The organism is Bacillus sp. ATD (assembly GCF_050585765.1).
GTDB lineage: Bacteria > Bacillota > Bacilli > Bacillales > Bacillaceae > Bacillus > Bacillus stercoris.
This window is the reverse complement of sequence record NZ_JBOBQH010000012.1, coordinates 14900-27829: the sequence shown is the minus strand read 5'-3', so window position 1 is coordinate 27829 and position 12930 is coordinate 14900. Positions and strand designations below refer to the sequence as shown.

The 12930-nt window shown below is 44.5% G+C and carries 14 protein-coding genes; 7 read left to right on the top strand and 7 right to left on the bottom strand.

Annotated elements, in window-relative coordinates; translation table 11 throughout:
- Positions 1–40 precede the first annotated feature (40 nt).
- Positions 41–640 (top strand): 1-acylglycerol-3-phosphate O-acyltransferase, encoded by a 600-nt coding sequence (locus ACQXR1_RS20040; protein WP_014663357.1) that lies wholly within the window; start codon positions 41–43, stop codon positions 638–640.
- Positions 641–698: 58 nt separating this feature from the next.
- Here ACQXR1_RS20040 and ACQXR1_RS20035 read toward each other — a convergent pair whose 3' ends face one another.
- Complete coding sequence (locus ACQXR1_RS20035; protein WP_040083600.1) at positions 699–2033, bottom strand: hemolysin family protein; 1335 nt, start codon at positions 2031–2033, stop codon at positions 699–701.
- A 60-nt stretch (positions 2034–2093) separates the two neighbouring features.
- Positions 2094–2525 carry a Cu(I)-responsive transcriptional regulator gene (cueR, locus tag ACQXR1_RS20030; RefSeq protein ID WP_040083818.1) on the bottom strand — a complete coding sequence of 144 codons (432 nt, stop codon included), beginning with the start codon at positions 2523–2525 and terminating at the stop codon, positions 2094–2096.
- A gap of 157 nt (positions 2526–2682) precedes the next feature.
- On the opposite strand from cueR, the gene ACQXR1_RS20025 reads away from it, so the two are divergent.
- A complete protein-coding gene (locus ACQXR1_RS20025; protein ID WP_430772761.1) occupies positions 2683–3864 on the top strand; it encodes a pyridoxal phosphate-dependent aminotransferase in 1182 nt (393 codons plus the stop codon).
- A 333-nt stretch (positions 3865–4197) separates the two neighbouring features.
- A complete protein-coding gene (locus ACQXR1_RS20020; protein ID WP_430772760.1) occupies positions 4198–5583 on the top strand; it encodes a hemolysin family protein in 1386 nt (461 codons plus the stop codon).
- 14 nt (positions 5584–5597) lie between these two features.
- Here the strand turns inward: ACQXR1_RS20020 and crcB are convergent, their stop codons facing one another.
- The 3 genes from crcB to ACQXR1_RS20005 are packed head-to-tail and all read right to left on the bottom strand — an operon-like array spanning position 5598 to position 7064.
- Positions 5598–5954, bottom strand: a complete 357-nt coding sequence (gene crcB / locus ACQXR1_RS20015) for a fluoride efflux transporter CrcB (RefSeq protein WP_014663362.1) — start codon at positions 5952–5954, stop codon at positions 5598–5600.
- Positions 5951–6346, bottom strand: a complete 396-nt coding sequence (locus ACQXR1_RS20010; RefSeq protein ID WP_430772759.1) for a fluoride efflux transporter FluC — start codon at positions 6344–6346, stop codon at positions 5951–5953. The genes crcB and ACQXR1_RS20010 overlap by 4 nt, the downstream gene beginning before the upstream one ends.
- Entirely contained in the window at positions 6333–7064 is a 732-nt protein-coding gene (locus tag ACQXR1_RS20005) for a glycerophosphodiester phosphodiesterase (RefSeq protein ID WP_430772758.1), read from the bottom strand. Before ACQXR1_RS20005 ends, ACQXR1_RS20010 begins: the two co-directional genes overlap by 14 nt.
- Before the next feature lie 233 nt (positions 7065–7297).
- Here ACQXR1_RS20005 and ACQXR1_RS20000 point away from each other — a divergent pair, with 233 nt between their 5' ends.
- From ACQXR1_RS20000 to srtN, 3 genes are all read left to right on the top strand, one after another.
- Complete coding sequence (locus ACQXR1_RS20000; RefSeq protein ID WP_003224203.1) at positions 7298–7405, top strand: YhdX family protein; 108 nt, start codon at positions 7298–7300, stop codon at positions 7403–7405.
- Positions 7406–7555: 150 nt separating this feature from the next.
- Entirely contained in the window at positions 7556–8671 is a 1116-nt protein-coding gene (gene mscY, locus ACQXR1_RS19995) for a small-conductance mechanosensitive channel protein MscY (protein ID WP_251199008.1), read from the top strand.
- 69 nt (positions 8672–8740) lie between these two features.
- Positions 8741–9484, top strand: coding sequence for a sirtuin NAD-dependent deacetylase (gene srtN / locus ACQXR1_RS19990; RefSeq protein ID WP_069149285.1), 744 nt, complete (start codon positions 8741–8743; stop codon positions 9482–9484).
- 23 nt (positions 9485–9507) lie between these two features.
- On the opposite strand, the gene ACQXR1_RS19985 is transcribed toward srtN, so the two are convergent.
- Positions 9508–10356, bottom strand: a complete 849-nt coding sequence (locus ACQXR1_RS19985; protein WP_430772757.1) for a polysaccharide deacetylase family protein — start codon at positions 10354–10356, stop codon at positions 9508–9510.
- A gap of 283 nt (positions 10357–10639) precedes the next feature.
- On the opposite strand from ACQXR1_RS19985, the gene dat reads away from it, so the two are divergent.
- Complete coding sequence (gene dat, locus ACQXR1_RS19980; protein WP_014663368.1) at positions 10640–11488, top strand: D-amino-acid transaminase; 849 nt, start codon at positions 10640–10642, stop codon at positions 11486–11488.
- 38 nt (positions 11489–11526) lie between these two features.
- Here dat and nhaC read toward each other — a convergent pair whose 3' ends face one another.
- Complete coding sequence (gene nhaC, locus ACQXR1_RS19975) at positions 11527–12888, bottom strand: Na+/H+ antiporter NhaC (protein ID WP_430772756.1); 1362 nt, start codon at positions 12886–12888, stop codon at positions 11527–11529.
- Between the last annotated feature and the right edge of the window lie 42 nt (positions 12889–12930).

Genomic DNA, 12930 nt, shown 5'->3' with positions numbered 1-12930 from the left:
TGACAGAAAGAATCATTGATTACGACAAAGGAAGTGCGATATGTATAAGTTTTGTGCAAATGCTTTAAAAGTTATTCTTTCTCTTCGCGGAGGAGTGAAGGTGTATAACAAAGAAAACCTTCCGGCCGATTCAGGTTTTGTCATCGCGTGTACACATTCCGGCTGGGTTGATGTGATTACACTCGGAGTCGGGATTCTTCCTTATCAAATACACTACATGGCGAAAAAAGAGCTTTTTCAAAATAAATGGATCGGTTCGTTTCTGCAGAAAATTCATGCCTTTCCGGTAGATCGGGAAAATCCCGGGCCAAGCAGTATTAAAACACCGATTAAGCTGCTGAAAGAAGGAGAGATTGTCGGTATCTTCCCAAGCGGAACAAGAACCTCTGAGGACGTGCCTTTGAAAAGAGGTGCGGTGACAATTGCGCAAATGGGGAAAGCGCCGCTTGTTCCTGCTGCATATCAGGGCCCTTCAAGCGGAAAAGAATTGTTCAAAAAAGGAAAAATGAAGCTGATTATCGGTGAGCCTCTTCACCAGGCTGATTTTGCCCACCTGCCGTCAAAGGAAAGACTTGCAGCAATGACAGAGGCTTTGAATCAGCGGATTAAAGAATTAGAGAATAAACTTGATCAGCTATAAGGCGTTAGCCTGAAACTGTGAAAATAAGAAAAGCACCTTGTATAAGGTGCTTTTCTTATTATGCTTCCTGCTGGTTAGCAGTCTCGAGGAGTTCTTCTTCTTGAAGCTTTTTCACTTCAATATATGCGACATGGTGGCCGTCAATTTCATTAATGATGAATTCGCAACCTTCTTCGATGATAGAATCATCTTTTTCAACATCGTATTTTTGAGTAAGGAACCAGCCGCCGATTGTATCGACTTCTTCGTTCTCTAAATGAATGCCGAGCAGGTCGTTTACTTGGTCAATTAACACTTTTCCGTCAAGAATATAATGGCCTTCGCCGATTTTGCGGATTTCGCTAATTTCATCAATATCAAATTCATCGCGAATTTCACCGACAATTTCCTCGATGATGTCCTCAACCGTTACAAGCCCGGCAGTGCCGCCGTATTCATCAGACAAGATTGCCATGTGGACCCTCTCTTTTTGCATTTTGACAAGCAGGTCTTGGATCGGCGCAGATTCAATGACATGAATGATCGGATTGACGAATTCAGAAATGGTCGAATCAACAGATACCTCGCCGCTGATGCAGGCGGTCAGCACTTCTTTTATGTTAATAACCCCGATAATGTTATCTTTATCGCCCTCTTCCACAGGGTAGCGGGTATATTTTTCAATCTGAATGATGTCCATCATTTCTGAAATCTTGATATCATGCGGAAGGCTGACAATTTCGGTCCGCGGAATCATAATTTCTTTCGCGAGCCTGTCGTCAAATTCAAAGATTTTATTCACATATTTAAACTCTGACTGGTTGATTTCACCGCTTTTATAGCTTTCAGACAAAATGATTCGCAGCTCTTCTTCAGAGTGGGCCAGTTCGTTTTCTGAAACGGTCTCCAGGCCAAATGCTTTTGTCAATAACCGTGCGGAATTGTTCAAAAGCCAAATGAACGGGAACATAATGCGGTAAAACCAAATCAGCGGTTTCGCAAACAGCATAGACACTGCTTCCGCCTTTTGGATAGCGACTGTCTTAGGTGCAAGTTCTCCGACAACAACGTGCAGGAACGTGATAATGGCATACGCAAAAATAAACGATATGACATGTGAAAGGGAACCTGGAACGTTCAATTTTACGAAAAGCGGGTGAAGCAGCCTTTCAATCGTTGATTCACCTAAGACCCCTAATCCGATGGAAGTCAGTGTAATTCCGAGCTGACACGCAGATAAATATTCATCAAGATGCGTGGTCACTTTTTTTACGGCTATTGCTGCTTTATTTCCTTCCGCGATCAGCTGATCGATCCGTGAGCCTCTGATTCTGATAATGGCAAACTCAGATGCCACGAAAAATGCCGTCAGGGCGATTAAAACAGCAACTAAAATCAAATTCACTATGTCCAATTAGAACCTTCACTCTAGCAATGAGAATGAAGGTAACACCTCCTGTTAGATAAAATGGTTTTAACTTAACAGCAGCATTAATGATTGGAACACGGCGAGCTTTTCAGGCGGGAGCTTGCTTTTCAGCTTGTCACGATCCTCAGGCTTCAGCCGTTCAAACCGATGCAAGATTCCGGAGATGTTTTGATTCATATGATCAATTTCTAATGCCAGATTTCCAATTTCATCATTAAGTTTAGCTGAAGAGGGAAACTGGTTCTCCAGTCGATCTTTAATATCGGACAGGGCCAATCGCTGCTTCTTGCAATCTACAATAAATATAAGCCGTTTGAGTGCATTTTCGTCGTAGTAACGGTAATTTGAACAGGATCTGGCCGGCGTAAGCAGACCGAGATTCGTATAATAATCAACTGTCCGTTTCGTTACTCCGGCGAGCGCCGCTAGTTCACTGATGCGATAAGTCTCAGCCCCATCTATATCCCTCCCAACCATCACGTTATAGTTATGAGAATAGTTTAATATATGAACGGTGTCTTGCACAAGTTTATTGTTTTTTCCCAGACGGGAATTGGAAGCTGTGGAATTCATGATCTGATTGAAGTAACATAAGAAGATAGAATTTTCAAATGATGATACACGGAAGGGACAGATGAAATTGGCTGGGTTATCCCGGGAAGTTAAAGAAAACTTAAATAAAGGATCATGGATTCGCAAGCTGTTTGATGAAGGTGCGAGGCTGAAGAAAGAGTTCGGGGAGGACCAGGTATTTGATTTTTCACTGGGCAACCCGATTGTTGAACCTCCTGAAGCTTTTAAGAGAGCGTTAATAGCGGAAGCTGAAAAAGGCAGCCACGGATACATACAAAACCAAGGTCTTCCGGCAGCGAGAGAAAAAGTCGCGCAATTTCTGGGGTCACGTTTTGAAGCTGATTTCCTAGCGGAGCGCATCGTCATGACGGTGGGCGCGGGCGGCGCTTTGAATGTTGCGTTAAAAAGCATCATAAATCCTGGGGAAGAAGTCATTATTCTCGCACCTTATTTTGCCGAATATAAGTTGTATATTGAGAACTATGGGGGCAAGGCCGTCAGCTGCCCGTTGACAGACCGGTTCGAGATCGACATTGAAGCGGTAAGGCAATCGATCACGCCGCAGACGAAAGGGCTGATTCTCAATACACCGCATAACCCGACAGGCACTGTTCTCAGTCAGAAAAATATAGACGATTTAGGCGCTTTATTAAAAGAAATAGAAGAAAAAAGCGGCCAGACGATTTATGTGCTGTTTGATGAACCGTATAGTCAATTAATCTATGATGAAGAGCTGGCAAATCCGTTTCAATCGTATCATCGTGTGATTTTGGCCAGCTCATTCAGTAAGGATCTCGGCATAGCCGGGGAGCGGCTCGGGTATATCGGATTGGACAGCCGAATGCCGAATGCGGGCCTTTTGATCAACGCTTTTGTGTATTGTAATCGAACGCTTGGATTTGTGAATGCCCCTGTTATGATGCAGCGGACTGTGGCACGAATGGATGATTTAAGAGTAGACGCAAGCGCGTATAAGGAGCGCCGGGATTTAATGGTAGACATTTTAAAAGAAGCCGGTTTTGAATTTGAAATGCCAAAGGGAGGCTTCTTTGTTTTTCCGAAATCGCCAATTGAAGATGAAGTCGCATTTTGCGTGCATGCCGCCCAAAAATACAAATTATTAATTGTGCCGAGCAGCGGTTTTGGAATGAGCGGGCATTTCCGCTTATCCTTCAGTGTGCCGATCGAGCAGATTAAAAACTCACGGGATATTTTCATTTCTTTATATAAAGATTTTGCTTAAGAAGGCAAAGAAAGAGAAAACAGTTTTCCATGCTGTTTTCTTTTTTATATATTCACAAAATCTTTACTCCTCCAATTCAGGCAGTCAGCAGAATTGCCAAGCAGTGCGGGCAATTAAGACTTTCCCTATAATAAAAGTCTAAAAATTAAAAATCATTTTTGGAATGAGTTGTGTTACAATAAAATATACAATTTATAATCAAACTTTGACTTTTGGAGGTGGTATGATGGGGCCCTCTGCTTAGGCAACAATACACCGCGTACCTCAATGTTAAGGAAAAATGATTATATCAGGAGGTGACTCCTTATCCTTTAATAAGAGGGATAAGGTTAAATGGACGATATTGACAGTCTGATTTTAATTGGCGTGCTCATTGCTTTAACCGCGTTTTTCGTTGCAAGCGAGTTTGCGATTGTTAGAGTAAGGAGATCCAGAATAGATCAGCTTATCACAGAAGGAAACAAACGGGCGTTACTCGCAAAGCGTGTCATTACAGATTTGGATGAATATTTATCCGCATCCCAGCTGGGCATTACATTGACATCAATTGGACTTGGCGTACTGGGTGAACCGGCCTTTGAACGGCTGCTGCATCCATTGTTTGAACAGCTCGGCTTGCCGGACTCGGTTTCTCATGCAGTCTCTTTTGCAGTCGCGTATGGCTTGATCACATTCCTGCACGTCGTTGTAGGTGAACTGGCCCCGAAAACGGTCGCGATTCAAAAGGCCGAGCAGCTGACCTTGCTGATAGCGGGTCCTTTGCGTTTATTCTATTTGCTCCTGTTTCCGTTTATTTGGATCCTCAATGGATCGGCGCGGCTTTTATGCGGAATGTTCGGTTTAAAACCTGCGTCAGAACATGACGGTTCCCATTCTGAGGAAGAACTCAGGATGCTGTTGTCTGAGAGTTTAAAAAACGGAGAGATTAATCCGTCTGAATATAAATATGTGAATAAGATTTTTGAATTTGATAATCGGATCGCGAAAGAAATTATGATACCGCGGAAGGAAATGGCCGCGGTCTCCACAGAGATGACGATGGCTGAAATGCTTGAAGTCATGCTGAAGGAAAAATACACGCGCTGGCCAGTCACAGCTGGGGACAAAGACAGTGTGATCGGTTTGGTCAATACGAAGCATTTGTTTTCTGATTTGCTGTTTATGACAGAAGAAGAACGAATAAAGATGACGATCCATCCGTATGTGCGGCCGGTCATCGAAGTGATTGAAACGATCCCGGTTCATGATTTGCTGATTAAAATGCAGCGCGAGCGCATTCATATGGCTATATTGTCTGATGAATACGGAGGAACCTCGGGACTTGTGACGACAGAGGATATTCTTGAGGAAATTGTCGGCGAGATCAGAGATGAATTTGATGAAGATGAACAGCCGCTGATCCAAAAGCTTGGCGACGGCCATTATGTGATGGATGGAAAGGTTCGGATCGATCAGGTGAATAGCCTTCTTGGCGCATCGATTCAAGAAGACGTCGATACGATCGGCGGATTGATATTAAAAGAAAACATCGATATTGAGGCTGGTGAATCTATTCGCATCGGTTCATATACGATAAAGGTGCTGAAGATGGACGGCCGATTAATCAAGCAGATCGATATAAAAGAAGAAGCTGGCAGCACAACAGGGATTACGGCGCACCGCAAGCTGCCGCTGCCCGAGCCTGTGATGCTGAACAGTGCAACCTTGAGCGAGAAATAAGCTCAAGGTTTTTTTTACATTGCGATTGTCCAGCCGCACCAAAATGCCAAAAGCGACCCGCAAAGTGTCAGAGCGATGTAAAGGAGGCTTTCCATTACACGTTTGGCCATTAGAAGTTGAACACTTTCAACGCTGAAAGTGGAAAAGGTCGTAAAGGCGCCAAAAAAACCCGTTCCGATGATAAGCGAAACCGATGCATTTGTAACGTGAAGCCCTGTAAATATTCCGAGCCCGAGAGCTCCGAGAATATTGACTGTCAGTATGCCAATGGGCAGGCTGAGACCTTTGGCTCTGGCGGTTATCACATTGCCAAGCCAGAAGCGAAGCATGGCGCCAAGTCCGCCCCCTATGAAAATACCCGCTAGTGTCATTTTTCCTGCAGCCCCTTTCTTTGCTGAATGTCTGCTATGCGCCGTCCTGCAAAAACACCAATCAGTGCAAATATGATCCCTGATATCATTGAGACTGCCAGATACAAAACAGCCAGTGAGGGTTGTCCTTGCAAAAGCATCACTGTTTCCTTAGAAAACGTAGACATTGTTGTGAAGCCTCCGCAAAAGCCGGTGCCTAACAAAGCAGACAGCAGAGGGCGTTTTGCCCCAATCATAAAAAATCCGGTTAGAATGCCTAATAGAAGGCTGCCTACCGCATTTTCCAGCCAGGTTGCCGCAGGGAACTGACCAGTGTGTATCCATAAGTTTAATCCGTATCGGAGGCAGGCACCAAGCGCGCCTCCGATAAAAACCGCGCTATATCTTTTCATGTTTGCCATCCTTTATGATCAAATCCGGGTAATCTGTAACGATGCCGTCCACGCCCATGGCTCGTAATTTTGCCGCTGTCTTTTCATTGTTGACAGTCCATGCAAATATGTTTAAGCCGCTTTTATGGACGGAACCGATCATCATACGGTTGAGCCGTGTGTATTTTATATTGACATAGTTTGCAAAAGAGCGGAAGGCCTTCAGCTGATTTCTGGACAGCATGCCAAAATTGGGTCTTGTAATGACCGCTGTCGGAATCGATGGATAAAGCTCGCGAAATCTCTGAACGGAACGGAACTGAAAGGATTGGACAATATTGTTGATAGAAAAAGAAAATTGCCCTAACAGCTGTCCCACCTCTTCTTCAATTCCAACTTGAGACGGATGGCCTTTTAGCTCAATTAAAAGGCCGATTTTTTTGTGGTAGCGTTTGAGCACCGCTTCCAGGGTCGGAATACGCTCACCTTGAAAAGCGGGGCCGTACCAGCTTCCTGCATCGAGTTTCTGCAATTCCTCCAAGGTAAAATCCTTAACAAAGCCCGACCCGTTTGTCGTTCGGTCAACTCTGTCATCGTGTATCACAACAATCTTCCTGTCTTTTGTAAGCTGGACATCCAGTTCAATCATATCTGCATTCATTTTCACCGCAAGGTCAAATGCGGCAATCGTATTTTCCGGAGCGTAACCTGATGCTCCGCGATGGGCAATGGTGTACAAGCTAAGTCAGCTCCTCGTATGGGCATTTCTGTTATTGTATCAAATCCATATATGCACAGCGATACAAAGTGGTGAATTTTTTCTGCTATATCGGAATGGTCCGGGCTGAGGAATGCGTATAACTAAAAAAAGACATTCAGCGTATCAGAACACATTTCGTCAGAAAATTAGGTCTTTCGACATGTTCACAACAAAATATGATCCTTTATAATAGCAAAAAAGGAGGCGAGATCATGGGAAAAGGGAGAATCAGAGTGGAGGAAAGAATTAAAGCCGAAACGGATGCTGAAATGCAAAAAGCAACTCTCCTTGATCAGACACAAACGAAAAAAAGTAAGTGACTGTCCCTATTGAATCTGGCTGATAGATGAATTGAGAAATGACCCCGGCGTTTCGCCGGGGTTTTGTGCTTGAAAAAAGACATTTAAATAAGCATCATTACGAATATTTTAGTATAATAAACAATCGATTGGGATAGAGGGGAGACAGTCATGCCAGATTATTTGCAGCAGTATTTTACGCTTGATAACATCATACAAATCGGCATCAGCTTGGCGATTTTGCTGGTGTTTCTTATACTCAGAAAATTGTTCACGAGATATTTCTTTAACCTGCTTTTTAATTTGACAAACCGGCCGAAAACAGAAATTTTTAAACAGGTGGTTCTGGCGTTTGATAAGCCGGCCAGATGGTTTTTTGTTGCCCTTGGGCTGTTTTTAGCGATCCGGTATTCACCGTTTTTTGACGAGCAAATGCCTGTCATCAGCAAAATATACCGTTCGCTGATTGTTGCGCTCTTGTCCTGGGGGCTTTGTAATTTGACCGCAACGTCGTCGTTTATCTTCCATAAGGTGAATCAGCGCTTCGATTTGGACATGGATGACATTTTGGCGCCGTTTTTATCCAAGCTGCTCCGTTTTATAATCATAGCGCTCAGTGTCAGTGTGATCGCTCAGGAATTCAATTATGATGTCAACGGATTTGTAGCGGGCCTTGGTCTTGGCGGACTGGCTTTTGCGCTTGCTGCGAAGGATACCATCAGCAACTTCTTTGGCGGTATTATTATTATTACTGAAAAGCCGTTTACGATTGGTGACTGGGTAGAGACGTCGACGGTAACAGGGTCAGTCGAGGATATTACCTTTAGGAGCACGAGATTCAGAACAGCACAGGGGGCGCTTGTAACAGTGCCGAACTCTACGCTGTCGATGGAAGCGATCACGAACTGGACAAGAATGACCAAACGTCAGATTACGTTTTCCATCCATGTGTCCTACGCTACGCCGATTGAGAATCTTGAACGTTCCATTCGTTCTCTCAGAACAATGCTGCTGGAGCATGAAGGCGTTGATAATGAAACAATCATGGTCAACTTTGATACGTTTGCCGACAGCTACTATAATTTATTTTTTAATTTCTATACAAAAACGACGGTTTGGGCTGAAAACCTTGATATTCGAGAGGACATCAACTATAAAATTATTGATATTTTAGGTGCGGAAGGCGTCCAGTTTGCATATCCCGGCCAAATGGTTGTTGTAAAGCAAAAGCACGAAAGCGACCCATTCCAAGTGAATCTAAATAAAGAGGAAAAGGAACGGGCTTAAAAGAGAGACTTCGTCTGACAGAGGCGGAGTCTTTTTCATGGTAAAATAAGAGAAAAAGGTGGTGTTGAGTTGGAAGCATTCAAAAACATTCTAAATGAAGCACAGAGAATTGTCGTGCTGACTGGAGCGGGGATGAGCACAGAATCAGGAATTCCTGACTTTCGTTCAGCAGGAGGCATTTGGACGGAGGATGCCTCAAGAATGGAAGCGATGAGCCTTGATTATTTTTTAAGCCATCCGCGTCTGTTTTGGCCCAAATTCAAAGAATTGTTCCAGATGAAAATGAGCGGCAGCTTCGAACCGAATGAAGGGCATTTGCTTTTAGCTGAGCTGGAGAAACAAGGGAAGCAGGTCGATATTTTCACGCAAAACATTGACGGTCTTCATAAAAAAGCCGGGAGCAGGCATGTATACGAGCTGCATGGTTCTATCCAGACAGCAGCTTGTCCGGCATGCGGCGCCCGATATGACCTTCCTCATTTACTGGAGCGGGAGGTGCCGGAGTGCACGGCCGCCGGAAATAATGGTGACATTTGCGGAAGGGTATTAAAAACCGATGTTGTTCTCTTTGGCGATGCCGTCTTGCACTTTGACACCCTTTATGAAAAGCTGGATCAAGCAGATCTTTTATTGGTTATCGGCACGTCTCTCGAAGTAGCTCCGGCGAGATTTGTGCCTGAGGATGCAAGCCTGATTCCCGGCATGAAGAAAGTCATCATAAACCTTGAACCAACGTATTGTGACAGCCTGTTTGACATGGTCATCCATCAAAAAATCGGCGAGTTTGCCCGAAGTTTGGGCATAAAAAAGTGAGCCGCCTTATGCGCCTCACTTTTTTATTCATGAACAGGAACCATTGTGTCCTCTAACACTCCGAAGGAATAGCCTTTTTCTTTTAATTTATTGATTAGCACCGGCAGCGCGTTTACGGTAGCGGGAAGGTCATGCATGAGAATTACATTTGGGCGGCTTGAAGAGCTGTGTTCCATATTCTCAAGCTGCTGTAATACGGCGGTCACATACTGTGAATTCCGGTATTTCCAGTCCATGCTGTCGATCGTCCAATCCCAGTACACAAACCCCTCTTTCTCCAGATTGCGGATTTGTGGGGCGGTTAGTGACGGCTTGCTTCCGTATGGCGTTCTGACAAGACCTGTTTTATATCCTGTAATGTCTTGCAGCGTGTCACGCGCCTCCTGCATTTCTTTTAACGGAGATGTCTCTGTTTGATAGAACAATCTGTTATTATGAGTGACGCCATGTAAACCGAGTGCGTGGCCTTCCTTTTCTGCTCTTTTCACCGCCTGCTTGAATTCATTCATCCGCGGTGAAAGCATGAAAAATGTCGCTTTTACATCAGCGCTTTTCAGTACGTCGAGCAAGCGGGTTGTAACGGCTGAAGGGCCGTCGTCGAAGGTTAAGTAAACTGTTTTATCTCCCATGTTCTGCTTTGTCTGCAGATGTTTTATCAGCAGGTCGGGGGAGTCGTTTTTCAGCTTAAGGCTTTCCTTCTCATCTCGAAGCTGGCCGTTTGTTGTGACAGTGACTTCCTTTGCTTTCGTTGAACTGTTGGAATAACCCAAAATCACCATAAGCAAAAGCAGCACACATAAAACTGCTAAACTTGCAAATTTAAAAGCAAGCGAAACTGCAGAAGGAGAAGCTTCTCCTCTCGTTTGTCGCATAACAATCTCTCCATTGGCATAAAATCTCTACATAATGCTGTACAGCAGGCAGCTTATGATGATGCCTTATGTTACAACCTATGTATTACCAATCAAGTATACAGGAATAAAACTGGAAAGCACATAGAAAATTTGTCGAAATATCTGATTTTAAGGAAAAAATAAACTCCTTTCCGCTATAGATCTCTTGATCTTTCTGTTTTTCAGCATGTCCATTATGATAGAATTGGTGACGATGACAGCTTGAAATACATCAGGGAAATCTCGAAAAGGGAGGGCTTTTATGAAGGTTTTAGTCAATGGCCGGCTGATTGGGCGCAGTGAAGCATCGATCGATTTGGAAGATCGCGGTTACCAGTTTGGTGACGGCATCTATGAAGTGATCAGGGTGTACAAAGGAGTATTGTTTGGGTTACGTGAGCATGCAGAGCGTTTTTTCAGAAGTGCGGCTGAAATCGGAATTTCACTGCCGTTCAGCATAGAAGATCTCGAGTGGGACCTGCAAAAGCTTGTACAGGAAAATGCGGTCAGTGAGGGAGCGGTATACATTCAGACAACTAGAGGCGTGGCCCCGCGAAAACATCAATATGAAGCAGGCCTTGAGCCGCAAACCACTGCTTACACGTTTGCTGTGAAAAAACCGGAGCAAGAGCAGGCATACGGAGTGGCGGCCATTACAGATGAGGATCTTCGCTGGCTAAGATGCGATATCAAAAGTCTGAATTTACTGTATAATGTGATGACGAAGCAAAAGGCCTATGAAGCGGGAGCCTTTGAAGCCATTTTACTGAGGGACGGCGTTGTTACGGAGGGCACATCCTCTAACGTTTATGCCGTTATCAATGGGACGGTGCGAACACATCCGGCTAACCGGCTCATTCTCAATGGAATTACCCGGATGAATATTTTAGGATTGATTGAAAAGAATGGGATCAAATTGGATGAAAATCCTGTCAGTGAAGAAGAGTTGAAACAGGCGGAAGAGATCTTTATTTCGTCAACGACGGCAGAAATTATTCCGGTCGTGACGCTAGATGGACAATCGGTCGGAAGCGGGAAACCCGGACCAGTGACAAAACAGCTTCAGGCTGCTTTTCAAGAAAGCATTCAGCAGGCTGCAAGCATTTCATAAAACAACAAAAAAAGAGCCCGCTATTAGCGGAGCTCTTTTTATTTTTTCACAAATCCAATCAAAATGGAGATCATTGGCGATATATAGAGGAAGAACGCAAACGGGAAGTAGTCTATGACGGGAACACCAAGCGCGCTCGCCATAAAAGCGCCGCTGACGCCCCAAGGGATTAACGGGTTAATTAATGTTCCGCCGTCCTCTAATGATCTTGTCAAAAATTTCCGCTGGATGTTTTGTTTGTCATATAAGGATTTAAATGATTGTCCCGGTATTAATATCGATAAATACTGTTCGCCGGTTGCCAAATTGACGCCGATGCTTGAGCAGACAGTTGCCGCAACAAGACGACCTTTTGAACGGATGCCTTTCATGACGCCTTCCAATAGTGCTGAAATCAATCCGATTTTCTCCATCAATCCGCCTAGTGCAAAAGCAATCATAATGAGAGAGACTGAGCCCATCATGGATTGCAGTCCGCCTCTGTTGATAATTTTAGCGGCTGCCTCATTGTCAGTGTCAAAACTCGTGCCATTTTGCAGAGCTGTCATAAACGCCTGCAGGCTGCTGTCGGGTACAAATATAGCAGTCAAAATTCCCGAGGAAATAATTCCGGCAGCCAGAACGGGAATGACTGATACCCGTTTAATTGCCAGCAAAACGACTAAGAGCGGGGAAAGAAGGGCCCACGGTGTCACGTTTGCGGCAGCTTTGATTGCGGTTATGACTTGTTGAATATCATCGGTTGAAGCAGCGTCCACTGACACTGATGAACCGAGAAAATAAAACAGAACGACAGTGATGAGCAAAGCTGGAATGGTTGTGCCTGTCATATGGCGAATGTGTTCGAAGATCGGTATTTCGCCTATTCCGGCGGCAAAGTTGGTTGTGTCCGACAGCGGCGACATTTTATCACCAAAACAAGCGCCGCATATGACTGCGCCTGCCGTCCATTCAAGCGGGACGCTTGCCGCGCTCGCCACGCCAATCAGTGCTACTCCGATTGTGCTTACAGTTGTCAGACTTGAGCCAACAAGTGTGCTGATGATCATGCATGAAAACAAAGCGGTCAGCAGAAGGTGGCTTGGTTCAATAAAGGATAGGGCATACACCGTCACAGACGGTATTGCGCCGCTGTACATCCATGCGCCGATTAAGATGCCGATCAGCGCCAGAACGATAATCGGCTGTACGCCGTTTTTGATCCCGTCTACAATCCCTTTTTCAATACTCTTCCAGGAAAATCCCAACCATAATCCGGCTGCTGAAAGCGTGACAACACATAAAAACAGCGGGATATGCGGTTCCACGTGAAGAAAAAATAAGCAAGAAATAATAATGCATAACATAAATATAAATAAACCGACGGCTAACGGAAACGTCAGCTTTTTTTGAGAATCCAAAATAACACCCCATAATTATCTTTAATGCTTTTGTGCTTTTGG